At 50.7% G+C, this 25,488-nt stretch carries 28 protein-coding genes, 1 tRNA gene and 1 pseudogene; 10 read left to right on the top strand and 20 right to left on the bottom strand.

Annotated elements, in window-relative coordinates:
* Nucleotides 1-6 precede the first annotated feature (6 nt).
* The 4 genes from IPF95_15735 to IPF95_15720 form a co-directional block, all read right to left on the bottom strand.
* Entirely contained in the window at nucleotides 7-1,041 is a 1,035-nt protein-coding gene (locus IPF95_15735; protein MBK6476134.1) for a glycosyltransferase family 2 protein, read from the bottom strand.
* A gap of 184 nt (nucleotides 1,042-1,225) precedes the next feature.
* A complete protein-coding gene (locus IPF95_15730) occupies nucleotides 1,226-2,344 on the bottom strand; it encodes a GWxTD domain-containing protein (GenBank protein ID MBK6476133.1) in 1,119 nt (372 codons plus the stop codon).
* A 67-nt stretch (nucleotides 2,345-2,411) separates the two neighbouring features.
* A complete protein-coding gene (locus IPF95_15725) occupies nucleotides 2,412-2,687 on the bottom strand; it encodes a hypothetical protein (protein MBK6476132.1) in 276 nt (91 codons plus the stop codon).
* A gap of 400 nt (nucleotides 2,688-3,087) precedes the next feature.
* Nucleotides 3,088-3,172, bottom strand: a tRNA-Ser gene (locus IPF95_15720).
* A gap of 53 nt (nucleotides 3,173-3,225) precedes the next feature.
* Here IPF95_15720 and IPF95_15715 point away from each other — a divergent pair.
* A complete protein-coding gene (locus IPF95_15715) occupies nucleotides 3,226-4,014 on the top strand; it encodes an MBL fold metallo-hydrolase (protein MBK6476131.1) in 789 nt (262 codons plus the stop codon).
* Between the two features lie 84 nt (nucleotides 4,015-4,098).
* Nucleotides 4,099-7,059, top strand: a complete 2,961-nt coding sequence (locus IPF95_15710) for a T9SS type A sorting domain-containing protein (GenBank protein ID MBK6476130.1) — start codon at nucleotides 4,099-4,101, stop codon at nucleotides 7,057-7,059.
* 95 nt (nucleotides 7,060-7,154) lie between these two features.
* On the opposite strand, the gene IPF95_15705 is transcribed toward IPF95_15710, so the two are convergent.
* From IPF95_15705 to IPF95_15670, 8 genes are all read right to left on the bottom strand, one after another.
* Nucleotides 7,155-7,841 (bottom strand): N-formylglutamate amidohydrolase, encoded by a 687-nt coding sequence (locus tag IPF95_15705; protein MBK6476129.1) that lies wholly within the window; start codon nucleotides 7,839-7,841, stop codon nucleotides 7,155-7,157.
* The gene (locus IPF95_15700) at nucleotides 7,838-9,076 is read right to left on the bottom strand and encodes a glutamate--cysteine ligase (protein ID MBK6476128.1); all 1,239 of its coding nucleotides are present in this window, start codon (nucleotides 9,074-9,076) and stop codon (nucleotides 7,838-7,840) included. Before IPF95_15700 ends, IPF95_15705 begins: the two co-directional genes overlap by 4 nt.
* Nucleotides 9,073-10,575 (bottom strand): RimK family protein, encoded by a 1,503-nt coding sequence (locus tag IPF95_15695; protein MBK6476127.1) that lies wholly within the window; start codon nucleotides 10,573-10,575, stop codon nucleotides 9,073-9,075. The genes IPF95_15700 and IPF95_15695 overlap by 4 nt, the downstream gene beginning before the upstream one ends.
* A 37-nt stretch (nucleotides 10,576-10,612) precedes the next feature.
* Entirely contained in the window at nucleotides 10,613-11,317 is a 705-nt protein-coding gene (locus IPF95_15690; protein MBK6476126.1) for a hypothetical protein, read from the bottom strand.
* A gap of 117 nt (nucleotides 11,318-11,434) precedes the next feature.
* On the bottom strand, nucleotides 11,435-11,968 hold the full coding sequence (locus tag IPF95_15685; protein MBK6476125.1) for a hypothetical protein: 534 nt from the start codon (nucleotides 11,966-11,968) through the stop codon (nucleotides 11,435-11,437).
* Between the two features lie 38 nt (nucleotides 11,969-12,006).
* A complete protein-coding gene (locus IPF95_15680) occupies nucleotides 12,007-12,804 on the bottom strand; it encodes a methyltransferase domain-containing protein (GenBank protein ID MBK6476124.1) in 798 nt (265 codons plus the stop codon).
* A gap of 2 nt (nucleotides 12,805-12,806) precedes the next feature.
* Nucleotides 12,807-13,154 carry an MmcQ/YjbR family DNA-binding protein gene (locus IPF95_15675; GenBank protein MBK6476123.1) on the bottom strand — a complete coding sequence of 116 codons (348 nt, stop codon included), beginning with the start codon at nucleotides 13,152-13,154 and terminating at the stop codon, nucleotides 12,807-12,809.
* A gap of 6 nt (nucleotides 13,155-13,160) precedes the next feature.
* Nucleotides 13,161-13,946: a methyltransferase domain-containing protein gene (locus IPF95_15670; protein MBK6476122.1), complete on the bottom strand. Its 786-nt coding sequence runs from the start codon at nucleotides 13,944-13,946 to the stop codon at nucleotides 13,161-13,163.
* Nucleotides 13,947-14,065: 119 nt separating this feature from the next.
* On the opposite strand from IPF95_15670, the gene IPF95_15665 reads away from it, so the two are divergent.
* A complete protein-coding gene (locus IPF95_15665) occupies nucleotides 14,066-14,821 on the top strand; it encodes an outer membrane beta-barrel protein (GenBank protein MBK6476121.1) in 756 nt (251 codons plus the stop codon).
* A 10-nt stretch (nucleotides 14,822-14,831) separates the two neighbouring features.
* Here the strand turns inward: IPF95_15665 and IPF95_15660 are convergent, their stop codons facing one another.
* The 3 genes from IPF95_15660 to IPF95_15650 all read right to left on the bottom strand — a co-directional run bounded on the left by IPF95_15660 (nucleotide 14,832) and on the right by IPF95_15650 (nucleotide 16,486).
* Entirely contained in the window at nucleotides 14,832-15,413 is a 582-nt protein-coding gene (locus IPF95_15660) for an antibiotic biosynthesis monooxygenase (protein ID MBK6476120.1), read from the bottom strand.
* 78 nt (nucleotides 15,414-15,491) lie between these two features.
* Nucleotides 15,492-15,902 (bottom strand): hypothetical protein, encoded by a 411-nt coding sequence (locus tag IPF95_15655; GenBank protein ID MBK6476119.1) that lies wholly within the window; start codon nucleotides 15,900-15,902, stop codon nucleotides 15,492-15,494.
* A gap of 74 nt (nucleotides 15,903-15,976) precedes the next feature.
* Entirely contained in the window at nucleotides 15,977-16,486 is a 510-nt protein-coding gene (locus IPF95_15650; GenBank protein ID MBK6476118.1) for a DinB family protein, read from the bottom strand.
* A gap of 128 nt (nucleotides 16,487-16,614) precedes the next feature.
* Here IPF95_15650 and IPF95_15645 point away from each other — a divergent pair, with 128 nt between their 5' ends.
* A complete protein-coding gene (locus tag IPF95_15645; protein MBK6476117.1) occupies nucleotides 16,615-16,953 on the top strand; it encodes an alkylphosphonate utilization protein in 339 nt (112 codons plus the stop codon).
* A gap of 142 nt (nucleotides 16,954-17,095) precedes the next feature.
* On the opposite strand, the gene IPF95_15640 is transcribed toward IPF95_15645, so the two are convergent.
* The gene (locus tag IPF95_15640; protein ID MBK6476116.1) at nucleotides 17,096-17,515 is read right to left on the bottom strand and encodes a hypothetical protein; all 420 of its coding nucleotides are present in this window, start codon (nucleotides 17,513-17,515) and stop codon (nucleotides 17,096-17,098) included.
* A gap of 235 nt (nucleotides 17,516-17,750) precedes the next feature.
* Between IPF95_15640 and IPF95_15635 the strand changes: the two genes are divergently transcribed.
* The gene (locus IPF95_15635; GenBank protein ID MBK6476115.1) at nucleotides 17,751-19,358 is read left to right on the top strand and encodes a hypothetical protein; all 1,608 of its coding nucleotides are present in this window, start codon (nucleotides 17,751-17,753) and stop codon (nucleotides 19,356-19,358) included.
* Between the two features lie 14 nt (nucleotides 19,359-19,372).
* On the opposite strand, the gene IPF95_15630 is transcribed toward IPF95_15635, so the two are convergent.
* Nucleotides 19,373-20,026 carry a hypothetical protein gene (locus IPF95_15630; GenBank protein MBK6476114.1) on the bottom strand — a complete coding sequence of 218 codons (654 nt, stop codon included), beginning with the start codon at nucleotides 20,024-20,026 and terminating at the stop codon, nucleotides 19,373-19,375.
* A gap of 139 nt (nucleotides 20,027-20,165) precedes the next feature.
* Nucleotides 20,166-21,176, bottom strand: a pseudogene (locus IPF95_15625) (Fic family protein).
* A gap of 397 nt (nucleotides 21,177-21,573) precedes the next feature.
* Here IPF95_15625 and IPF95_15620 point away from each other — a divergent pair.
* Nucleotides 21,574-21,747 carry a hypothetical protein gene (locus tag IPF95_15620; GenBank protein ID MBK6476113.1) on the top strand — a complete coding sequence of 58 codons (174 nt, stop codon included), beginning with the start codon at nucleotides 21,574-21,576 and terminating at the stop codon, nucleotides 21,745-21,747.
* A gap of 335 nt (nucleotides 21,748-22,082) precedes the next feature.
* Here the strand turns inward: IPF95_15620 and IPF95_15615 are convergent, their stop codons facing one another.
* A complete protein-coding gene (locus IPF95_15615; GenBank protein MBK6476112.1) occupies nucleotides 22,083-22,472 on the bottom strand; it encodes an STAS/SEC14 domain-containing protein in 390 nt (129 codons plus the stop codon).
* Nucleotides 22,473-22,605: 133 nt separating this feature from the next.
* On the bottom strand, nucleotides 22,606-23,292 hold the full coding sequence (locus IPF95_15610) for a hypothetical protein (protein MBK6476111.1): 687 nt from the start codon (nucleotides 23,290-23,292) through the stop codon (nucleotides 22,606-22,608).
* A gap of 93 nt (nucleotides 23,293-23,385) precedes the next feature.
* On the opposite strand from IPF95_15610, the gene IPF95_15605 reads away from it, so the two are divergent.
* The 4 genes from IPF95_15605 to IPF95_15590 all read left to right on the top strand — a co-directional run bounded on the left by IPF95_15605 (nucleotide 23,386) and on the right by IPF95_15590 (nucleotide 25,474).
* The gene (locus tag IPF95_15605) at nucleotides 23,386-23,568 is read left to right on the top strand and encodes a hypothetical protein (protein ID MBK6476110.1); all 183 of its coding nucleotides are present in this window, start codon (nucleotides 23,386-23,388) and stop codon (nucleotides 23,566-23,568) included.
* Nucleotides 23,569-23,771: 203 nt separating this feature from the next.
* On the top strand, nucleotides 23,772-24,380 hold the full coding sequence (locus IPF95_15600; GenBank protein MBK6476109.1) for a fibronectin type III domain-containing protein: 609 nt from the start codon (nucleotides 23,772-23,774) through the stop codon (nucleotides 24,378-24,380).
* A 12-nt stretch (nucleotides 24,381-24,392) separates the two neighbouring features.
* A complete protein-coding gene (locus IPF95_15595; protein MBK6476108.1) occupies nucleotides 24,393-25,055 on the top strand; it encodes a hypothetical protein in 663 nt (220 codons plus the stop codon).
* Nucleotides 25,052-25,474 (top strand): hypothetical protein, encoded by a 423-nt coding sequence (locus tag IPF95_15590; GenBank protein MBK6476107.1) that lies wholly within the window; start codon nucleotides 25,052-25,054, stop codon nucleotides 25,472-25,474. Before IPF95_15595 ends, IPF95_15590 begins: the two co-directional genes overlap by 4 nt.
* Nucleotides 25,475-25,488: the final 14 nt, after the last annotated feature.

Raw genomic sequence — 25,488 nt, 5'->3', positions numbered from 1 at the left:
CTAGCGTCACCGTTTATCCCGGAATGCACTTTTATCGAGCTGTGAGAACTGCTTCCATCCGATAATGAACCTGTCATAAGCAATGCTGCGCTGATACATGCCCGTAAGGTCAGGCGATGTTTCCTGTGCCAAGAGTTCCTTCCGCATCTTCAATATACGGGGTAAGCGCATGAAAAAATGCCAATGTGCTTTTGCCACCTCCCAAGTGTGGGTACCGTGCCCTTCCAATAAGAATTTGCATGCCGCGAAACCATCAAGGATCAAACGCCGCATCAACCAACCGAAGGACCAACCATTGTGAAGGTTCTTGGTGAGTACGATCAAGCTGTTCCTGAAATTGAGATAGGTCTTACGCGGACTTCCATAGCCTAGTGTACCACCACCCACATGATAAACAGTCGTACTACTTGTATAGCCGATCGACCACCCAGTGCGTCGTAGTCGCCAGCAGAGGTCGATCTCTTCCATATGGGCAAAAAGGTCAGCGTCGAAGCCACCAGCCGCATGAAATGCCTTGGAACGGATCATCAGACAAGCGCCGGTCGCCCAAAAAACTTCGCGGTCATCATCGTATTGCCCCTTATCCTCTTCGGTCACCTCGAAGATCCTGCCACGACAAAAGGGATATCCATTGCGATCGATATAACCACCTGCCGCACCTGCGTGTTCGAAGCGGTCCCGCTTTGCGTAGCTCAATACTTTTGGCTGGCACGCTGCCATTCCTGGATGCCCCTCCAAATACGTTTCCATGGCACCCAGCCAGCCGGGCTCAACCTCAACATCGGAGTTCAGGAGTACGTACAGGTCAGCTTCTACCTGGCGTAGCGCCTCATTGTAACCACCTGCAAATCCGTAGTTCTTTTCCAATGCGATCGTTCGAACAGAAGGGAACTCGCTGGCCAGGATCTTCAAGGATCCATCCGTAGAAGCATTGTCCGCCACGATGATCTCCGCAGTTGGACTATTGGCGATAACACCGGGCAGGAATTTTTCCAGCCAATGCTTGCCGTTCCAGTTCAATATGACGATCGCTGTGCCCATGATCAAAGAATGTGCCACCAACGACACCTCATTGCCGGACAAAAATGGTGCATTCCATCCGCACTATGTTATTACGTTTCGTTGTCTTTTGCTAAAACTGAGAGATCGTCACCTCGAATGGCACAATGCGATCGTTCGCACAACTCGCGGTTCGGCTTAACGCGATGATCAAGAGGTGTGCGCTTTACCTCGGCATATCGAAGAATTCATCCGCTCGCCCGCCACTTTGTGTGCCAACTTGGGCAGGGTCCACATTGGGATGCGCAACATTGCGTTCATGAAGGATCTGGTTCCAGCGTGGATTCTTTAATTCGCCCGGGACCTCACTGTGCAATAGCACCATGCAATTCGTCACCAGGTCCGGCTGGTAAAAGATGAACCGCTTGTTACTATAGCGTCCGGCTCGGTAGTAATGCCAAATGGTGTATGGATAGGCATCCAGTTCCTGCATACGATCCATCTGGGTATTCGGTGGGCCATACTTCAAGTATACATAACCTCGATCGGTCTGATAACCGCGCATATTCCGGCAACCGTAGATCTTGTTCACTTTGATCACTTCCGCTCGGTATGCTCGCCAAGCACCTTCCGGATCATTGCTGCGATTGGTCCAGAACGTATAGAAAAAGCGTTGCATCAGGTCCAGGTCGCGGTCTTTCCATCGATCATCGATGATCTTTCTTTCCAATGCATCTGCAATAGGCCGGAAACTTGCGATATGTTCTGCGAGCGAATCCGTATCCGTGTATGAACCAACGAACGTATTGCCGATGTTCAGTTCATCCAAAGCCTGTAGGTCGTATTGCAGTGTGATCTTATTGTTACGTTGAAAGAACTGCTCCCTTCGTGCAAGTAGAACACCGGCACGGTTGAATACTTCAACAGCAGCGAGGTAATTGCCCGAGGGTAGTGTGGATATATCGAACTCCGCAAAAACAGGTTCCACCGACTTGGCTTGCACTCTATTCGTGATCTTCAATTGGCCATAGGCCTTTCTTGTTTCGAAGGTTTCCACTTGATAGGTGAGCAAATACAGGCTATCCTTTCCCAACATCACATCAGTTCCATATACTTCGGCGTAAAAACTCAGGTTGGATATTTCTTCGGGGAAATAATCCGTCAATAGCGGTACGACCGTGTACCCGAATTTTGATGGGGTGCCTTCCGTTGCTTTTTCAAAACGCTCGGCAATGAGTATGTCCGAAATGGAAATTTCCGAACCAAGCGCCGAAACGATCAGTGGTGCATTGTATCGGGTCAATGTGGTATCCGTACTGTGCAGATCCTTAACTTCAAGGGTCATAATGTAATTCCCGGGAGCTAGATCAAAGATCTCCTGGTGGAGCATGTCAATTTGTAGGGAGTCCGATCTAGGGGCTGCCACTGATAACGGTTTTCGCATACGCCGCGATCTTCCCATCCTGCTCGATCAACGTAAGTGCTTCTACTTGGGTAATGGACAAACCGTTGGCATCCGTTGAATTAACCATAGAACCGGCCAGGAATGCCATGTTCACCTCTACCAACGAATTATTTCCAGGTCTATGGAAAACCTTGGTCTCTACCACCACGTCCACAGCGGCTTGCACTGAGATACATGCCGAACTGAGGATCAGCGCAAAGAAGAACTGCTTGTGCAAACGCATTCTACAAAGTTAATCCGTTTGAGGTGCTAGGGTATACCGTTCCTTGGCTCAAAGTCGCCGAGGCTGAACTTTTATCGTTCACGTTCTTACACAACCATGCTTGGTTCGGCTTGGATTGCCATCTGAATGGCTATCCCTTGCGCCAACGGCGGGTGGGCTTCAAGTAAAAGTCTTACTCGCTCTGCTTGCTGGCTTTTTCCATCCATGCTCTCGCTCAAGCTTTGCTTGGTTCGGTCGGGATCGCTATCGGAATGGCTTTCCCTGAGTGGGAGGCTTCAAGTAAAAGCCTAACTCGCTTCGCTCTACAGCTTTTTCCGTTCTAAAACCTTCCCTCAAGCTACACTTGGCTTGGTCTAGAACAGAAAAAGCCGTAGCCTTACGGCTAACGGCTTTTGATCAGCGGAGAGGGAGGGATTCGAACCCCCGTTACCCGTAGGTAAAGCGGTTTTCAAGACCGCCGCATTCGACCACTCTGCCACCTCTCCTTCAGGGCGCGAATGTAGCGCCTCCGAACGTTTCAACCGATATTTGTGTTCCAATGAACGCGTTAAGTCTCGAATTTCTAGGTACCGGCACCAGTCAGGGTGTACCTGTGATCGCGTGTGATTGCCGCGTTTGCACGAGTCCGGACGCGAAGGATAAGCGTCTTCGATCATCTGTTCTGGTCCACTCGGATACCAGGACCATTTTGATCGATGCTGGTCCTGATCTGCGGCAGCAGCTCCTCAGGAATGGCACAAAGAATATCGATGCCGTCCTGCTTACGCATGAGCATATGGACCATCTGGCAGGGATCGATGAACTGCGCGCATTCAACTTCAAGCAGGGTAAGGCCATGGACATGTATTCCAATGAAGCCACCAATGCCGCGGTGCGGCGTATGTTCCATTATGCGTTCGCTGATAAACGCTATCCCGGTGTGCCTGAACTAACGCTGCATGATATTAGTGATGAGCCTTTTGTCGCTGGCGGAATTGAGGTCATACCAATTGAAGTGATGCATTATGCCATGCCCGTGCTTGGTTTCCGCATCGGAGACCTGGCCTATATTACAGATGCCAAGACAATACCGGCCAAGGCAATGAAGCAACTTGAAGGTATAGATGTACTTGTTCTGAATGCGCTGCGGATAAAGGAACATAGCTCACACTTGAACCTTCAGGAAGCTATTGGGCTTGCAAAAGAAATAGGTGCGCGCCAGACGTATTTTACCCACGTTAGTCATTTAATGGGGAGGCATGAAGAGGTCTCTGCGGAGCTTCCGGAAGGCATTTCGTTCGCCCATGATGGACTCCGCGTTGAGGTTAAGATCCCGGTCCAGAATTAATGGGATCCTTGGATGGCTGTCCTACTTTGCCGATTTAATAAGAATGGATCTCGCATCTTCGTGGTTCCCTCATAACTTGCATTCATGAATATTTCTAACAGAATACCCTTAGTTGCCTTGGCATTTGTAGTGATGTTGCCATTCACTTCGGCGCAACAGAACTCAACTTCGTTAGAGGTTAACTTCATCAAGAAGGCGCTACCTCCGAGCTCACCCGAGTTTCAGGCGGAATTGCGAGAACGGAATGCATGGCGAACATTTGTTTCGGCACAGCCAAGGTGGAGCGTAACATTCAATGAAGCCAGCGGAATGCCTCACCGTGCATATGGTCCGGGTATTCCAACAACTGGTGGGTCTTTGCAGGAGCGCGTTTCGAACTTCATGGGTACAGAGCTGATCCGCTTTGGTGTTGATCCAAGTTCATTGGTCCCATTGCCGATCCAGACCGGAGGCAAGAGCACCTATGTGCATTTCGATCAGGTATGGGAAGGAATTCCCGTGATCACCGGCCATGTGCTGGTAAAACTTGATGCTCAGAAGCGCGTGATCTCGTTTTCAACAGAAACATTCGCTGTTGACCAAGTGGACCTTGTTCCTACCATCTCCGGAGCTGGCGCAACGGATGTTGCTGAGTCTGGGATCCCGAACGTAACGAGTAGTGAAGTAATAGGGTTGAAGATCCTACCAATGCCGAAAGGTCATGAAGTGGATGCCCGTTTGGTGCATGAAGTGTTGGTGTATGCAAATACCACGTCCCGTCCTGCGCGTTATCTCTGTTGGGTAGATGCGCACTCCGGTGAATTGCTTTACAGAAAGGATCAAGTTGTTAGTCATGACCATGGAGAGGGCGAAGATGCAGGTGCAGATGTGCAAGTGAATGCCACGGTATACGTGAACGGTCCTATGCAACCGCAAGAGGTGGTTGGTCTTCCGGATCTTAGAATTTCCGTGAACGGTGTTTCGATGTATACCGATGTATCAGGATTTCTGCCTACCGGCGTTTCCGGACCTGTTGATGCGAGTTATGAGCTATACGGTCGATGGTCCAGTGTGTTCACGGCCAGCGCGGCTCCAGCATTTTCCGGTACACTTAACGAAGGTGCTAATACGGTGAGTTTCGATGGTCACGCGACCATTCAGCAACGCACTGCCTACTGGGGTGTGAACCAGATCCACCAACATGCGAATAATGTGTTGCCCACATTCACCGGTATGGATAACCCACTTTCTACCAACGTGGATGATCCGAATGGCGATTGCAACGCGTTCTACGATGGTAATTCCATCAATTTTTATTCTGAAGCCAATGGGTGTAGGTCACTCGCCACCGTGCCGGATGTGATCTACCACGAATATGGCCATGGAATCAACGATAAATTTTATCAAAGCCAGGGTAGTAATTTCAGTAACGGTGGAATGAATGAGGGTTATGCGGATGTATGGGCATTCACGCTCAGTATTAATCCGATCCTGGCCGAAGGATATATGTTGGCCGATCCTAATTCCAACATACGCCGATATGATATCGATCCGAAGGTCTATCCAATTGATATTACTGGAGAGGTGCATGCCGATGGCGAGATCATAGCAGGCGCTTGGTGGGATACGTACGTTCTACTCGGCAACGATATGCCTTTAACGATCCAATTATTCGCTGAGGCGTTCCCGGGTCTGCAAGCGGCAACGTTCAATGGAAATGAAGGGCCTGCTTTCCACGACGTGCTGATCGATGTGCTTCAAGCAGATGACGATGATGGAAATATTACGAACGGCACGCCCAATGGTAACGCAATTGTTGAAGCGTTCGGGATCCACGGCATCAGCTTATTGAGCAATATCACCTTCGCACACAACGAGTTGGTTGCAGCACCGGCCGATGTGCCGATCGATATCACTGCGGATGTGGAGATCTTTTTTCCGGATGATCAGTTCCTGAGCGGTGTACGTGCGTATTACAGACTGAACAATTCGAACATCTGGAGTAGTGTGTTGATGACGAATACCGTTGGCTCAACTTACGATGCACAGATCCCCGGACAGCCAGCAGGTACGGTCATTGCGTACTATTTGGCATTGGAGGATATCAACCAAGTGCTCAGTTCCGTTGAGCCGATCGGTGCAGCTACAGTGGATCCGAATCTGCCGTACTACATTCTGGTGGGGATGCAGTTGGAACTAACGGAGGATGCGGATCAAAATACCGAGATCGGAAATTTCGTTGAAGGATTGCCAAGTGATGATGCGACCACCGGCCTTTGGGAATTTGCGTTGCCGATCGGCTCCTATGGAACGGTTGGCGATCCGAGCAGTGTAGTAGCTCCAAATTCCCAACACACCCCGAATGGTGAATTCTGTTGGGTTACAGGAAATTCGTCCTCTACGTCTGCGGCCTTGGGAGAGAATGATGTTGATGGTGGTACAACCACTTTGATGACCCCGGACATTGACCTTACGCCTTACGCTGAACCAGTGATCAGCTACTGGCGTTGGTATACCAACAACCCACCATCGGGAGCCAACCCGAATGCAGATTGGTGGCAGGTGTATATCAGCAATAACGGCGGTACATCGTGGGTGCCTGTGGAAGATACGAAGTCAGGCGACCGTAGCTGGCGCCGCATGGCTTTCCGTGTACAGGATTACGTGTCGCCAACAGCGAATATCCGTTTGAAGTTCCATGCGAGCGATAGCCTGCGTCCCGGTCAGAATTTGGACGGTGGCTCGTTGGTCGAGGCCGGGTTGGATGATTTCCAAGTTTGGGATCTGGATTTGACCATTGGTATGGAAGAGCTTGTGAATGATCTGGAACTTGCAGTTTACCCGGATCCAGCAAATGATCAACTCACCATTTCCTTCGTTCGCGGTGACCGGAAGGATCTACGGATGGAAGTGCTGGATATGGCCGGCCGAACAGTATTTGTGCCACCGACCATTGCTTCAGATCTGCAACGGATCGAAGTTGATGCATTGAACGAAGGACAATACATGCTTCGTATGAGTTGGCAAGGCGGCAATGCCGTACGTCGTTTCAGTGTGGTGCGTTAGTGATATTCAGCACAAATTGAAAAGCCCTTGTTCCATATTTGGAACGAGGGCTTTTTATTTGCGATCACGGCCGAATAGTTCCAACCCCAAAAGCCTTACTCCAGAACCGTACGAACCGACTCGATCAACACCTCCGTAATGCGCTTGTCCATAGCGGAACCGGCAGCCCATTTCTGGTTCACTTCCAATTCAATTCCACTATAGTTCTTTTTGAACTTACGACGCAAATAGGTCGTGAATCCATCGGCAGTTCCGCGATAAGGATAGTTCATCCGCACCCGGAGATCAGGTGCATGATCACGGATGGCTTTCGCCCAAGCCGTTGCAAAACGTTTTTCGGAAGCTCGTTGTGGGTCATACAACAATCCAATGTCAGCATTGCGCACAATGCCATCCAATTCCGGCGTGAATGAATGCACGGATATGTGCATCAGTTGATCTTTCTTTTTCAATGAATCACGGATGTAACTCTCAACAGCATAACGGTAGGGGAGATAGTGGTCAGCAATGATCTGGTTCTTCTCCTCTTGGTTCAATCCCTTGGTCCATTTGGAGAATAGGTTCGGGTGATACAACGACCTGTTCAGTTCCACTAGTAACCGCGACGTGGTGGAATGGTAGCTCGTTTCAGCGATCGCTTCCATTTTATGGAACAGATCAAGTGCTCCGATATCCAACCCACGATGCGTTGACAAGGTTGCTTTCGCTTTGGTGAAATGGCTACGATACGCTACTGGGATCTCGTTGCCGCCATGTTCACACGTGAGCAGAACGCTGGTCATATGAATGCGGTGTCGCTATCCAAGCATTCGGCAAGCCGCGTATATACCTCAACCAATTTTTCGTGTGAAGGATTCTTCCCGGTGTGCGCAAGGATCCGTTGGGCCAATGAACCATGTTCAAGGATGTGAGCGATATGCTGTCGACACCCATCACTTAGCCCATCGTAAACCTCTACGAACAAATGCTGCCAGATCTTCTGGGCGGTCAAATGCTCTTGACCCATCAGGCCGAACATGATCAAATAGTCCCGATTCGAAAGGGTTGCATTCCCCGCATCCTTGATCACTTGTAGGAACAACGCCAACAGATCGTTCTCATTCCAAGCGCGTTGTAGATAGCTACTTACCCATCGGCCGTTGCACATGGCTTTGAGCACCGCAACGATCAATTCGGCAATTGCCAGATCACCGCTCGGGCACTCCTGGATGTCGATCACGCGGATCTCTATGGCGCCACGATCAAAACGCGCTATAGCACCACGCGAGTTCGCGAAATGGTGATCCATTACTTTCTCCGTATCGAAAGGCGCCATGGCCTGAGCGATCGGACTGAAAATGGCGCGATAGTAATCCTCTTGTGAGAAAACGGCTTCCGGAATAAGTGACCCCATCAACTCTGGTAAGCGCTCCTGATGGTGCAGGTAGGCTTCCATCCGGCTGTCCAAGAACCCGGTGACCTTTCCATCCAGGATCGGGGAACTGGCACTCAATGCAGGAATGATGGGCAACAGCAGGCGAATGGCAGCGTGCAGTTTCGAGAACTCATCATCATTCGCGAAGGGTAGGTTCAGGTGTGTGCTTTGCAGATTGCTCCAGCCGTGACCGCGACAATCGAATATGCGATTGTACAGAGCGTACACTTCATTGTATTCGTGCGGCCAAATGACGGTTTCCGTGAAAGGATCCATGAACGGATGCGCAGCGGTCGGCAACAACATGGCATTGCGTTTCGCTAGGATATTATTGATCGCTTTTACTTCCTTCGCGAATTTCCTACGGAATGGCGGGATCTTCTTCGTTGGTTTAGCCGTCTTCAACTCCACAACATGGCTTACGAGCTCGTTGCTCCATTCCACGTCGCCTCTTTCAACATCGCCGGTGATCTTGCCCGTGACATCCTCAAAAAGCTTGTCGACGATAGGTAGCACTTTCAAGGTGGTGCGGTCCACGACCATGTATTCCAGCTCGATGCCGGTTACCTCGAACAACTTGAATTTCTTCTCTTTCTTGTTCATGATCGTATTCCGATCTTTTGTTCAATGCGCATTTTCAAAGAGCCGATAATGGCCCTGTACAATTCGTCACCCATGGCCTGATCCTCGATACCATGATCTATGTTGGGGCATTCGTTCACTTCGATCACAAAAGGTTTGCCATTCACTTCCTTCACATCCACACCGTACAGACCGGGAACCTGTTCTGGTGAATGCGCATTGGCAGTTCTTCCGACCACGGCGAGAACAGCGCTTACCGCCGCATCCACGATCTCTTTCGGAGCTTCTGCTATGGGCATGCAATCAAAGTTCCCGGTAATATCATCTTCGCTCTTGCTGTTCCAATTATAGATCTGCCAATGCCCCTTCGCCATGTAGTATTTGCAGGCGTACAGCGGAATGCCATCCAGCACACCGATACGCCAATCGTAATCGCTGGGCATATAGGCCTGTGCAATTGCAAGGTCGCTCTCCGCAAGTATGGTATCGAGTTCTTTCTCCAGTTCTTCGGCGGTTTTGGCTTTTACTACGCCACGGCTGAATGTACTATCCGGCGATTTCAACACGACGGGCAGACCGAATTCCTTGATGATCTGATCCCGGTTCTCATTGTGTACGATCATCGTCTTCGGAGATGGGATCTCTGCAGCTAACATTCGTTCAGCTAAGTACACCTTGTTGTTGCATTTAAGGATCGCATCAGGAGCATCCATTACTGCAAGCCCTTCGCTCTGGGCCTTGCGCGCAAAGCGGTAGGTGTGGTGGTTCACGTGCGTATTCTCGCGTATGAAAAGCGCATCGTATTCGGCTACGCGATCAATATCATCCGGGCCCAATATGTCCACCCGGAAGCCCATGTCCTCGGCTGCTTGCCTGAATTTCACGATCGCTCGTTTGTTGGATGGTGACGCAGTGTCCTTCAGATTTACAAGGATGGCAAGGTCATATTGGCTCTTGTCCTCTCGCGCTTTGTCATACCGCTTCTTACCAAAATAATTGGCGGCAAATTCTTTTACATAGCTGAGGTGCTCCTCCGGGATATCGTTGTACGGAATGGCTTTCACAGAACGCACTTCCCATTTATCGGTCTTCACGAAACGTATGCGGAGCAAGGGTGATTGAAATACGTTGTAGAGTTCGTGAGCAAGCTTGTCATACTTGTAATTCACATTCCTTCCGAAATAGATGCTGAGTATGAACTCATCCTTAAGCTTATTACCAAGGCTCGTCTGGATAACCTCATCCAGATCACGTGATAACACTTTTACAATGCTCAACGATCGAAGGTCCAAAATGGTCTTAACGTTCGGGATCACTTTATGTCCACGGGCCTCTGCAAGCAGACTCACGTAATATCCCCGGCTCTGGTAGCTGTAGCTGCGCGCTAGGTTGAATACACGCACGTTCCGCATCGTAGCGAATTTGGAATGGGTGAGGTAGTCCCGGGAGCTCATCACTTCCAGATCGGAAACACCCAAATTCCACTCCTTCGGGTTATTGACCACGATTATTTTTTTCATGAGCTAGTAATAACTGTCTCCAATCTGATGTGCCGTTTCATTCCAACGGCTCTGGTGAAATGATCAGCATGTTCGCGTCGTAGGTAACAATGCCCAGCATGATCGAATTGATCAACCGGCTCACCGGTACATGGTAATAATGGTCCTTGCTATAGGGGTTGTCCTGATAGGGATCCGCGACCAGTACTTTCTTCTTATCCATTCCGCATAGCACAACGAAGTGGCCCATGGGATGGCCACGCATGTCATCGTAAATGCTTTCGCCCGCAGGGCCTGAACGCTCGCGTTTGCTCTTGTACAGGTAGGTTGCACTGAGGCCGGTGAGAATGGGAAGGCCGCGTTTGAAATAACTCTTCAGCAAGGCGGAGGATGGATCCTCGAAACGGATCTCACCACCAAGCTGAAGAAAGCGTGCATAAGAGAGGCAGGCTCCGTGGAATTTCTTGCCGCTCTTATACTTGGTCTGTGCCAGCAACTTCCGTCTAAGATTCGGCATGGATAGCCCTTCCCAACTCGGGTCGAATACCTTCAAATTGTAACTGTGGATGCGCGCATAGAACCCGTTCTCTATGGCATGTTGGCCAAGGAATACCGCCAATGTGCCGCCATCTTCCAAACTATGCACTTCATCAATTACCTGCTCCAAAGGCAGCTCCAACCCAAAACTATCGTAAACGGCATGTAATGCCGTTGGGCCGCAGGTACTATCATCCGGCTGGGCCAGGATCTTGATTGGGCGCATGGAGTTGGCTGATCGATCCACGAATTGAACTAGCGGATATCGATACAAATGTGCAACGACCGGGTTGTACTCTGCTCAGGGTATCGGCCCTCTCGCCGAACACGCGCATGTTAACAGCTATTGACTCCGGTTCTTGCCTTTCAACACATCCCACAAAGCTACTTCAATAGCATATACTTCGGTCCCACCCGGTATATGCACATAGGTCCACGTCTTATCGCTACTGGCGCCGAACGTGTCGCTGCCAATATTCAGTGCTTTCTCGTTCCCATCCACATCAATGAAAACGACCGTCAGCATGGTATTGGCTCGCAATTGAAACCGATCTCCGAACTCCAAAAGGCTGCCCATAGTGCGTTTTATCTTGAGCTGTTGGAATACGGAGAGTAATCCACGTGCTTCAATAGTGCGACCAATGATGCTGTCACTGGTCAGTTCAACCCAATCCGTGCCATTGCGAAGGTAAATGAAGTCGGCCTGTGGATCTTTCTGCGATGTGGAACGGATCTCAATAACGGCAGTAGTATCCAATTCCATCGCATAGTCAGGAACCTCTTTTACATCGGCCTTCATTTTGAAACGATCACCGATGATGAACAGAAAGATGATCGCAGCGAAAACGATCACGAAGGCCTTAGAACCGGTTGACATGTTCACTGCGCGAAACTAATGTGGATAACAGAATATGTTCAGATATGCGCGGCGAGACCGTAGACCATGGGCAATTTGCCCTCCATGCCTTTAATGCGGTACTTACCGTCATCGCCTTTGATCGAATTGGAGAAACAATCGAACGGTGATCCATCCAACTCGTTGAATCGATCAATGATGAACCCTTGGTCCAGTAATGCAGTCATGAGTTCTCCCAGATCATGGTTCCAGGAATAGGAGGGTAGTTTGATCGGCAATTCGCGTTCGGTATAGGATCGCTCTTCCTCCTCCACGATCAATTCGCGATTGAAGTAGGAATACGTGATCGCCGTAAAGTCATCGTCGAACATCCAGACCACCGGATGGAACTCCACGAACACCAGCCGACCGCCAGGTTTCAAGTACCGCTTGATGTTCGCTGCCCACGGCTTCAGATCCGGGATCCAGCCAATGGTTCCATAGCTCGTGTAGACCACATCGAATTTCCCATCCAATTCCGGCCGATGATCGATCACATTGCTCAAAACCCATTCCGCTTCTAAGCCACACCGTTCGGTCAGCAGTTGCGCTTCTTCCAAGGCCTTTTCAGATATATCCAGACCGGTGACGAGCGCTCCCATGCGTGCCAGCGAAAGCGTGTCCTGCCCGAAATGGCATTGCAGATGAAGGATCCGTTTGCCCTCCACATCTCCCAATAGCTCAAGCTCAATGTCCGTCAAGGAACTCTTGCCGGCAACGAATCCGTCAACATCATAGAACTTTGACCCTATGTGGTGGGTAGTGCGCTCGTTCCAAAGTTTGCGGTTTGCTTCGAAAGCGGCTTTGATATCGTCCATTATTAACCTTTAGGCGGTGCTTGCCGCGTAGGAATGATCCACTTCGGTGCCACATTGCGCCAAGCAAGGTCCATGGCGTAACGGAACAAACGCTCGTTGATGTGGTCGTAAAAAACATTCGTCCAACCGTGGCCACCCCATTTATTGGGTACAGGTGCAAAGGCATCGGGGTATTCTTCATGCAAACTCGTTTGTTGATCCACCGTCAACTTCATTACGGCCCGACCATCATCGATCCATAGGGTCATGTATATCTTCTTCTTGACACTATAGCTGGGCCTTCCGAAGTGTTCTTTCTCTGCGGTGCCGGGCATGTCCAATGCCATTTCTCGTGCGGTCTGTGCGTCCATTCGTTCTTATTGTTGAGCTGCAATAAAGAGGTAGTCGCCGCGATCATGTGTGTAGTTCGCACGCACGTTCATCCATTCTCCACTTGCGATATCGTGTTCCAATCGGGCTAGGCCATTCGCTAATTCCTCGGGATCGGATAATGCACTAAAGGTTGAAATGCCCTTGCGGAATTCCGCATCCAAATAGCGCTCCGGTTCGTCCTTTGCTGAATATAAAAAGTGATCTTGATGATCGGCCCGTATGACATAGGATTCTTGTACAATATGTCTGAACCCTGCATTTTGGAGCCCCTCCAACGTAGCTTCCAACGTGGGCATAAATGCACACGAACGTTCCATGGTCCTCGGAAAATAATGACAGAGCCAATAGCCACGCATCTGCTCGGGAGTCGAAGTGAACAGCACCAGTTTACTTCCTGATCTCAACACACGATGGATCTCGCGAAACCCTTTTTCCAGCTCGCTCCAGTGATGAGTGGTCAATGTGCCGATCGCACCTTTGAAGGTGCCATCCGCAAAAGGAATGTTCTCCGCTGTTCCGATACACCAAGTGACCTTAGCTGATTTTTTCATCGCCTGATCCAACATGGTCCGTGATGGATCCATGCCGGTCAGTTGCAATCCCGTTCGCGCCAATTCAAGGGTGTAATTCCCCGTTCCACATCCAACATCCAACACATGCCCTGACCTAGGTAAGCCCAGCAGTGTGAACAAACGCTCGCTTAGGTACGGGTCCGCTTTGCGCGTAGTGTCATACTCTGTGCCTATGGTGTTATAGCTCGTATAGGCCATGGGATGAAGGTAGGGTTTGGGTTGCGATGATCCCACCAAATAGCGCCTGATTTTCGGATCCGTGTAACCCATTACCCTATATTGCATCAGTTTTCATCAACTTCATCTTTGCCTCCATTATGCGCCATCTTCTTTTGCCTTCCGTAACTCTACTTGTGTTCGCCTTATTGGCCGGCCCGGTGTCGTTCGCGCAATCGAATAAGAGAGGTACCGTTCATATCTCTCTGAGTGGTTCTGCAGGTTTTTTTTCTACCAAGTTTGACCAAGAATTCATCAACAGCGGAGTGCTTATCAAAAAACGATCAACTACGGATGGCACTGTGGCCCGGACCATTCCGCTGGATTTTCAGTTCGGGATCACGAACCTGCTAAGTGTTGGACTATACTTTGAATATGGTGGTTTCAATGATCTCAACTATGGTAGTTATATCGACTTTGCTAGCGACACGCTGATCTCCAATTCAAACCAAGTGTCCGGTAGGTTCATCGATACGCTCGCTTCCAATTCGAACAAACTATATGCCTTAGGGCTATCGCCGCGCTTCTACATCATGAACAAATACCGGTTCAACTGGATGGTAGGTCCGGAGTTTGGCATTACGGTCCTGAAATTTACCGATGTAGCAGTGGGTTTCGACAATAAGAAATTCGCAGATGTTCATGCTGGTCTTCACTTTCGATTAGCGACCGGCGTAAGCTACTATTTCGGGAAGCATTTCGGATTGCAAGCGCAGGTGCGTTACGGCATGCTTGGTGTGAAATGGCGTGATCGTGATCCAGAAAATACGATCTTTGATAGTCTGGACTACGCATCCAAATTCTCCGCTAGTGGGGTGCAAGTAGGGTTGGGTATAACAGTACGCTTGGGTAAGTGAATTCCGCCCATCATGCGTATAGCCACTTCCTGATCAGCTGCGTAAAGTTCGGCATCACCACGTAGGCCATTAGAATTACGATCACAGCGGTGCCGATCGCGCTTATGATCATCATCTGTTCAAGCCCAATCAGCTTGAAGAGAGGAGCCAAAAGTGCGGGTATCATGATCACCAACGGAACCAGTGCTATGAACGTAACTACGGCTTGCTTCCAGCGTGGTGGACTATGCATGGTTCCGCTGGCAGACGTGAACCAAAAATCAAGACCGGTGCTAATGTGGTAGTCGTCATCCGAAGCCAGCAGTGGACGAACCCGCGCTACGAATGCTTTGCGTTCATCGGAGTACATCCACCTTTCCAAATTCGCGCGATTATTGAACCGGATCACCATCGTATACGTGCCTGTCATACCTGCAATTGGCCTGATGCTCTGCCAATTCAAGTGCCCCGGAAAACTGCGACAGACGCGACCGATCTCATCGAGCCATGCTTCGTACGCTGCGTTCTGCTCTGCGCGAATGCGATGGGTTATAACAACGGTTGCACCATCATCTGTTGCTAAGGTTGCTTCGTTGTTTTGTGTCTCTGTCATTGGTGCCCGATTTCGGCCCGTCACAAGAGAGACCAGTATTGGATCCGTTAATTGGAGACAAAGATCTGGAACTTCGGTTCAACTCCGAGTAGCCAATTTACCTCCCAGCCAACCCATAGGCACGTAAGCGACCAACAGATCCAACGCAATGAACCAGTTCGGGGCCGGTATCAAATATGCCGCTGCAAGTCCGCCGATCAAGAACCAAAAACCCATAGCGACAGCAAACGTCATTCTTCGAGTAGTTACGAGCGACGCTGCAATCAAAGAACCGATCAAGGAGCCCAAAGCATGCGCTAGAAAAGGGAAGATGAAATGGATCGGTTGATACAGATGGATGTTCGCTTTGATGCTTTCCAGATCATTGGTGTCAACACCATCCGGTGGTGGTATCACCGCTCCGCTGATCATTATGATCGCCATGTTCACGAGCGCACCGCCGATGATACCGACAATAACAGCAAGGATATTTCTTAGGATCGGGTTCATGATCAAGCGATTTAATGGGCAGTGAATATACTGTTCTCTCCCACATTATGTTGATCCTGAAAAGGGTAGTGGATCTACCACTTTCCGGCGTAATCCAACGGTACCGTGCTGATGGACTTCAAGTAAGCATACCGTAAGTTGATCAGTTGACGCAAATGATGCAGGTCGTGTGCTACCCAGTTGGTCAGGAATAATTCGGGTATTATCGCACCGACCTTTGGGTGTTCATGTATATTATTCCATGCTGCGTTCTCCAACGTGCGCAACCATGCAACAGTATTCTTTCGCTCCTCTAAAAAGCGGTGTAATTCGGTGGTGAAGTCTTTCGCCATGTAATTGCTCGTTGCCATCCATTCCACCGGGTTGCTTGGTGGCAACGGTGCTTCGGGTGTTGTCAATACATGTTCGAGCCTGCGGTGAAAGTCTTCCCGCTCTTCGTCGTAGAGATGACAGAGGATCTCCTGTGAACACCATTTATCGGGTGCGGGTTTCCAGGTTATCTCCGCCTGTGTTAGTTCAGTGAAGAACGCGCGGTATACGGCGCCGTGCCGAGCGAGCTGGTCAATTAGATGGGAGCGGTCCATTGTTCAAAGGTCGGAATTGCAAGAATTCTGCGAAATGGAGAAGCATGTTGACGATCGATCTATTCATTGGTAGTGAAGGAAGTTCGATCACGCGATGGGTTTGAATGGGATCTTGATAGTTTTGCAGCATGACCGATACACCTCCATGCCCACAATGCAAGTCAGCATTCGCCTATCCAACAGGCCAGTCCTTGATGTGTCCCGAATGTGGCCACGAGTGGAACCCGGATGAAATTGCAGCTGAGAATGCTCCGATGGTCGTGAAGGACGCGAACGGTAATGTGTTGCAGAACGGCGACGACGTAGTAATGGTGAAAGACCTGCAAGTGAAAGGTGCACCGAAAGCACTGAAGGCGGGAACAAAAGTGCGAGGCATCCGCCTCGTGGAGGGCGACCACAATATCGATTGCAGGATAGATGGATTCGGCGCAATGGCCTTGAAAAGCGAGTTCGTGAAGAAGGCGTGATCGACCTCAGCACAGGGGTTCATACCAGTGATTGAAGTGTGTAACTGGCACATTGATGGGACATTTGCTATGTGTAAACACAGCGTTGGTTGCATGGGACCAGCCTTATCTCAATGCGTGTTAGGGCAGCACCGCGCAAGCCCTACTGGAACATCAGAACGGCCAGCACCACTGCACCCAACGCGGTAAGCATGGCTAACCGGCCAACAGTGGTCATGGCTCGCAAATGCACTTCAGCATCTCCGTTACGGGCCTTTCTCGCCTTGCCGGAGATCACACCGACCAATGCGCCAAGTACGAGAAACAGGATGAGCTTGGCGATCAGCAAGGGCTCATCCATCAGTACAGACCAATACGGTGTAATTAGATAAGCACCAGAGATCAGCAGCAATACCAGACCGATCTGCCCCATGCGGGCAAGTGTCGTAGCATTCAACATGAATTCCCGACCCTTGGCCGGTTCCATCTTGCTACTGGCAATGCCTAGGAACATCATTGCAAAGCTTGTCCCAAGGCCCATGGCCAGACCAATGAAATGTAGGATCAACATTGTTTCACGCATCTTGGTGGAATTTGATGTTGGATAAAATTAGCATTCTTCGCGGAGCATCGCTGATCCGAAGAACAGGATAGGGGTATGGTTCAAGAGATGGCCGACTTCTGTGATGGATAGGATAAGCTATTTTGCCAAAGCTGATATAGCGCAGCTTTAGTTCACGTTTTTCACCGTAAGATCGGACGGTAAATGACGGTGGGACCTTCGAAGGTCGATCGTTCAGCACATTTACAACTGGATCATGAATACATCATTCGGTAATCACGTAAGGAAGTTGAGCAAGGTGGTTGCTTCCTTTGATGCACCAAGCAATGCGATCAAGTTGGACGCACTTCGTGAATTAGCACGCTGTGAACTACCAACTACAAAAGGACTTATCGGGTATTGCGAGCTGCTGCAATTCATTCAAGCCATGCCGCCCAACAAGGCGGTAATTGTTGCGGCACGAAAGGAAATGGATCGTGTAACACGCGCACTTGCACTTTCCAAAAAGGATCCGGATCATGCACTGATGAACTCGGGACTTCCTTTTGTGGACCAGGTCTCCAAATTCTCCATCGACCAGACCGCTTGGCTGAACTCGGACCCGAACTGTACGATCGAGATCGATCACTTCAAAGATGCTACATTGGACCTGAACCAACTCTTGGCCACCACGCTGCCATCCATGGAACGGAGTGTGACCACCGCAGGCTATGGTAATGTGGAATTGCTGCAGGCGCTAGGCATACCGAAGCGCCGTGAGATCGGTTTTCTGCTATCGGAATTGCAAAAGTTGAAGGACAGGCCGCGTGTGATGGACCTGCTGTTCGACAGTTTGGGTTTTTACCTGAAGATACGACCGAAGAACAGGACGCTTTCACGTGCATACAATGTTCTGGATCTGCGGAAGCCGTTCTTCCAAACCGATATCCCGAAGCAATTCGATCAGCGTGAATTGCTCGATCGCGTGCTTCCGGAAGCGACTGTGTTGACCGATAGCACAAAGGCGTTGTTGCTCCGCACGCTCAAGTACGCCATGGTACTGAAAGACCGGGAAACGGACCCGGTCACCTACATGGACGAGCGGACAGTGCGCCTCTACGAATTGGAACAAGGGATCACCATCGCGATCTACGGAATGGTTCCCGCACGACAGCTCGTACTGGAGTCATACGTTGGATACACCTTGTTCAAGAACGGCTATCCTGCTGCGTATGGTGGGGCCTGGATCTTCGGGCAGCGAGCGGAATTCGGGATCAATATCTTCGAAGCGTTCAGGGGTGGTGGATCCGGATACATGATGTGCCAGCTCCTTCGTGTTTTCAGACAAGTGTTCCAAGTTGAGCGCTTCGAGATAGAGCCGTATCAATTCGGGTTGGATAACGCGGATGGCATTGCTTCAGGCGCCTACTGGTTCTACTACAAACATGGTTTCCGGTCAATGGATACCGCGCTGGCGAAGCTCGCAGAGACCGAGGTGGAACGCCGCAAAGTGCACAAGGGGCATCGCACAAGTACCCGCGTATTGATCCGGTTCACCGAGAGCTATTTGGCGTTGACGTTAGGCGACGTGCAAAAGATGGGCGTCCATGATATCACGGATAAAGTGAAGCGGTTGATCCGCACCACGTATTCCGGAGATAGGGACCGAGCAGAGAACGAGAGTGTCAAGAAATTCCTGAAGCGCACGGGCGGCAAGAATGTGAACGAACCAGATGGGGTGCGTGTATTGAAGGAGGTAGCATTGTGGGCTGAAGCCTTGCGCGTAACCGATCAGGGTAAACTGGATCTGCTGCACCGCATGATCACCGCTAAGCCGAGCGACCCATACAGCTATCAGGAGTTGCTGCTTCGCTACTTCAACTAGGAACGGTGAAAAGCTTACCGGTCGTTCACCAGCTTGGAACTTTTCCAATCAACTCCGATCCGAAAGGTCTGGTACAACCGCACGGTGTTGATGGTACCACCATGGTGGTTCGTTGCTGAGTGAAGCACGCCTGAGGGATAAGCCACCAAGCGGTTTGCACGGTATCCGGCCCGATCCACTTCCTCCCATTTGCTTCGATCCCGGCTGTCCTTCTCGAAGAGCTCGCGCATTTCGCTCAGTTTCATTTTTGCTTTGCGTGCGGCAGCGGGTGTAGGCGGATCACACAGTCCGGTCCGCTTGTGCATCCAGAGTGAAGTGCCACGGTCAAATGGTAAGCCAGGGGTGAGGTACACTATGGCTGTAATGTCGTTGTACGGCAGGTCCGAATGGACTCCCGGCATCTCTTTGTATTTGCCGTTCGCGAAGGCTTGATAGAACACACCGTTCTCATCGGCCGGGTCGGTATCCCAACGGGTGATCTTCACACCGAGCAAGCGTTCCAACTTGGCGCGGACCTTGGGTTCGTGGTAGACCGTAGTGCTGCGAAAGCCGGTGTAATGCTCCGGTTCGTGATAGGTTGCTTGTTGCGCTGCACGGTAAACCTTATCGGGATCGTCGTAGAAATCATCCTTCACGAAAAGGAAACGCGGGTATACCAGAGGTTCCATGGCAGGTCAAGAATTTGAAAATAGCGAACGCAAAGTAGTTGGAAGAACTGTACTAAAAACTGACCGATGTTAGCGTATGGGTAAGTTTTGACTGACCTGTGCCCTGGTCGATACGGTCAACATAATTCTTCATGCATATTTACATTGCGATGAGCACATAATGCGTGCTACGCCCACCAGCCTTGGCCTTCTTCAAAACCTTCTTTTTCGTCAGGTCCTGAATGTCTCTGGATGCTCTGTCTTGGCTGGACTTCGTGAGCTTGGCCCACTTGCTTGATGTGAGATTGCCTTCGACGCCATCCAATAGTCTGTTGAGCACTTTTACTTGGCGTGGATTCAGGATGGTCTTGGCATGTGTGTGCCAGAACCGGTGTTTGTTCAATACGGTAGCGAGCGTTTTCTCTGACGCGACCATGGCACGATGCAAACACCCAAAGAACCACATGAGCCATTCGGTAACATCAAGCGAATCGTGTTGGGAATTTTTCAGCACAGTGTAGTATTGCTTACGCTCCGTGCGGATCTGCGCGCTCATGCTGTAGAACCGCTGCGGCTCCTCGACTCCGTTCGGAGACCGCTGAGCTCGAAAAAGTAGCATGTCTGCCACGGCGCGTGCGATACGCCCATTGCCGTCTTCGAACGGGTGCAACGTAACGAAACAGAAATGCGCTAGCGCCGCTTTTACTAGTGGGTCCACCGCCTTTTCGGTATTCACCTAGTTGATGAACGCCGACATTTCTTTCTTCAGCCGCGCTACAGCCGGTGCTTGGTAATGCACCTTTTCGCGACGCATCGGACCGGATACGACTTGCATCGGACCAGTGCTGTCATCGCGCCACTTGCCGACCAATATCTTCAGCATTCCGCTTCGGCCTGTTGGGAACAACGCTGCGTGCCAACCGAACAAGCGATCGGCCGTGAGCTTGCCGTTGCAATTCTGCGTTGCGTCGAGCATCATTTCAACGATCCCTTCGACATGCCGGTCGGTATTCGGTGCGCCGGAAACATCCAAGCCCAGCCGTCTTGCCAACGAGGAGCGCACTTGTTCCTGATCAAGCACCTCGCCTTCGATGGCGCTCGTGCGCAACACATCAACGGTCATCGTTTCCAAATTGGCTTCACTGCGCAGATCGAAACCTATAACCGCCATTTGGCCCAATAAATGCGCTTGGGCATGGCGCGCTTTTACCAGTGCGCCATCCAGCTCATTAGCATCCCACAAATGTTGCGGAGAATAAGGGCGTTATTCTCCGCATGACACAGGTCAATGGTTTGGAAACAGCCTCTTGATCACGAACCGTTCAACCCGGATTATGCATTAGAGTTCGTCGCGAGGGTCAAATTCACAACGGTAGCAAGGGTTTCGTCGAGCCTGCCTGCGGTAGGCAGGGAAGAATAGCCTAAGCTATTCTGACGAGAGGAAAGCCAGTGAAACGGTTGATACCACAGTGAATTTGGGCCATAGCAGAATCTCTAATGCATATTCTGGGTTCAAAGTACCCAAGGCCTTCCGTTACCCCTGTTTACGCGCCATCTGCGACCAGATCATGAACGAGAAGGCAAGCCCGGCGAAAAAGGTAGATACCGCCCGCGCAGTATGCCCAGATCGAAATCCAAATACGGCCGAGGCCGTGCAACAGATCATGATCACGGCGATCAATACGATGATAAGCTTGCGACGTGCGGCGGGGGAGTTCATGCAGGTAAAGCTAATCCAATAGAAAACGACAGTGGAGCATCCGGAAAAGTGTCTGCCGAAAGAACAGATCACAAAATTCCAACGACCACGGCCCGTTCGTGTTCCAGAAGAACGAGTGCATCCGGTGAGGCTCTGCACCGCAGAACATATTTCCGTGTTGCTTTTGGGAAGATCCAAAAAGATCGCATGCTCAGAAAGTGCAGGCTGCCCATACACTCAGTTAAGACCGGTGTGCAATGATCATCGAAGTATTGCAACAGTTCCCTATCCCCGCGACCGCAACTAGCATGGAATAGTCGCGGCGGCATGAGCAATCATGAGCCGACCTGTCCTCGGAACGTGAAGTATCCAACCGAACTACTCGGCCGGACCAGCTTTCACAAAGGCTATGGCATCCTCCATCTGCGATACGTCGAAGTAGCGCTCCATGCGTCCTTTGCTCGCGCGTTGGAAGAATAGGTTATCCAATGGTACCAAAGCTTTCAGTACATTGGAATGCGCTACGATGGCGAGGTGCCCTAGGTGCGTGTAGTTCCGCAATACCCAGAGCATGTCCTCGAAAAAGGCCTTTATACTCGATGCGGAAAGTTTCATTTCATCCAACTTCACCAGCACGTTCACTTGTGAGTTGGATGCACGCTTGGCCTCGAACCATTTCTGACATAGCTTTTCATCCGTTTCGTTGAATTTATCGATCACTTCGATCGCTAGGACATTATCGGGAAAGGTTTCCAGTTGTTCGATCATCACAGATTGCTTTGGTCCACGAAAGGTACAACACGCCCAACGGAAATCATCGTTCGGCGGTCAGGAACAGAATTCAATGAACAGGTTTCGCCTTTGCCCCAGTGTGTTATTACTTCACTACCACGCTCTTCGTTCACTTCGCCAACTCATGGAATTCATTCCAGTTACGCGCCGCGATCCGATCTCGCGTGGAATCCAATTTTACCAAGAGCCATTCTCCGCTCGATCCCGTGCGTGCATGGTGGTCGCTTACGATCGCCATGGCACTGTCGATCATCACCGTGCTTTTTTCGTATTGGCCATCTTGATACAACAGCCAACTGTATTTGTACCATTGACCCACGCCACTGTGGATGAATCGCTTGGCACCCGGTGTCTCCAGCATCATATACCCGTAGACCGCATGCACAGGTGTGGACATGAATGCAGCACCACCGGCAAGAACTACAAGCATCGCTGCAAGCGCACCCTTGCGCACCCGATCACCCCGCCACCAGAGCACCACGGCCGTGATGCCCAGCACCAGCGCGCACAGCGCTACCACCAGCGCCCCCGGCCAATACAGAAGTCGCCAGACTGCATAAAGCACCGTGGCTGCCATCGCACTGCGCATGATCATCACCAAGGCGCGGTCCGCAGCCTTGCTAACTTGAACGAAAGCACCCACCATAGCCAACACCGCGCTTATGATCATCATGGCACTGCCACCCGTCCATTTCATCCATTTCATGCCTATGGCAAAAGCAAAAAGCGAGAGGCCTAGGAGGAAGATCAGTGAGAAGAACGCTGATCGTTGTGTGGCTGGTGTTAAGGTTTGCATGAACGTTTTCCTTTATGGGGTTGATGCTTGCTCAATGCACAATACCGAACAAAGTAACGCTACGACTTAAAGTAGTGCACGTGGTAAAACGTGATGAATGCAAGATCTGTTGTGTACGCAACACGCCATCCTGCGCGCGCAGTGAACTGTGCAGCACATGCATGCGCACGTGTTGCATGTGCGCTGCTGAACGCTGCACGTGCATTACCATCTTTTGCAGCTGCATTCATACATAATGCATGTGCAACGATCCGCTATGTAGGTACATACCCATAGGCTGCATATGCACGGCCGGAATAAGCGCACGCAACTGGTAGGCATGCACGTGCAGGAAAGAACCATGCACTTACACTAATGCGGTTGGCAGCCGCACCACCAGCGCATGCGATCGCCCATCGAAGTAGTGCACCCGCAGAAGGAGTTCGTGCAAACGCAACCTTGCGCGACCCGGTCTCGTAACAAGCGTAATTGACAGCAAAATGAACAAGGTAAAAGCAGGATTACGCGGACTGAATGGCCTTCAGAAGGAGAACTTGGCCTACCATATATACACGAGTATGAATGGTAATCCACTGTTCACGGAGTCAGAACCCACCATGTCTGAATTGCACGCTGCCTACGAGGTACTGCAAGCGGCTAACATCCAGGCAACGGACCGTGGTCGCATAGCCATCATCCATAGGAATAGCACAGTTGAGCGTATGGATCGTTTACTCACGCGATTAGCTGCATACGTGAATAGTGTGTGCTTAGGAGATGCGGTAGCACTCTCAAGTTCTGGTTTTGCATTGGCCCACAAGCCAGTACCCATTACCAATTTGGAAGCGCCGAAACGTCTACGCGTGCGCCGCACCAACTTCCCCGATAGAATGTTAGTACAGTGGCAGCGCGTGCAGGGTGCTATCATCTATGAGGTAGAAGCGCTGTTACCTGGACTTCTCGACTGGAAGCGCGTGGAACTCACTAGCCGTCCCGAGCTCTTGGTCGCTGCGGATCTTGCGCAGCCCAATGTACAATTCCGTGTATGCGCGGTAGGTCGAAAGGCACAAAGCCCTTATTCAGGTTCCAGCTTTCTCTTGGTCGCTTAACCCTCCCGTATCATGATCGTATCCAGCATGTCAATTCCTGAAATGGTGACCGACGCCCGCCAGGACTTTCGCTCCTTGTGGAATAAGATCGACGGCCTATTGCCCAAATTGCGCCGCATGCATCTGAATGATCGTGCCCACACGCTGGATCATTTGGAACCGTGGAAGTCGCCGCGCAAGAACAATTGGCTGCTCCATTTCAGCATCAGCAAGTCCGGCCTTACCCTGCATTCACTGGTGTGGAGTTATGATGCCAAAGGCCGCATCATCGCACTCATCGTCACAAAGACCGGAAGGACAACCTACTTGGATAATCACATGATCCAGCGCTATGGCGAACGCTTCGATCCCACAAGCAACCCCTTGGAACGGTTGCAGAGCTTCTTCTATGAGAATTACTACCATGCCATAGAGACGCTTCACGAAAGCAGCCCCGGTATCTGGGAAGTGCGCGTGGGTATGAACCATGGCCTTGGCCTTGGCGATTGGGATCAGAACACGGACATCGTACACGTGCGCACCTTCGTTAGCTACGGGCAACTTTTCCCGGAACAGCAGGAACTGATGGAACGCCTCGATACACAACGCGCGTGGGACAGCCTCACTACAGGACAACAAACAGAACGCCTCGCCCGCGCTGAACGCGTGGAAGAAGCAGAAAAGCAAGCAGCATGAAGATCAGAAACCTATTCAAGAAGAAGCAACTGGAACTGCATGTCCTTGACCCCGAGGAAACGTGGTACGAGCGTAGTTGCTGGCTTGCGCTTCTGGCCCGTGAGTTGAAGGCCGAAATAGTGCAACTCCGCGAGCAGAATGCCATGCTCCTGAGCCAAGTAAATGCAGGAGAACCGCTCACCATCGTGCAAGAAGAATTCCTCCACATGCGCAACGAGCTGAACGAGCTGCACAAGGCGAAAGCGAAAGCGGATAACAGCATAGCCCGATCTTACCAGATCAACCGATCACTTATGGATGAGATCGAAGACATCCATGCCGGTACTGAAGGTGAATGGAACAGTCTTACACCGGAACAACAGACGAAACGACTAAAACGCCTAAAACGATCCGGATACAAACCACGGAAAGCAGCGTAAAGTGATCAGTTCAA

This window comes from Flavobacteriales bacterium (assembly GCA_016704485.1).
Taxonomy (GTDB): domain Bacteria; phylum Bacteroidota; class Bacteroidia; order Flavobacteriales_F; family PHOS-HE28; genus PHOS-HE28.
This window is presented reverse-complemented; position numbering and strand designations above follow the sequence as displayed.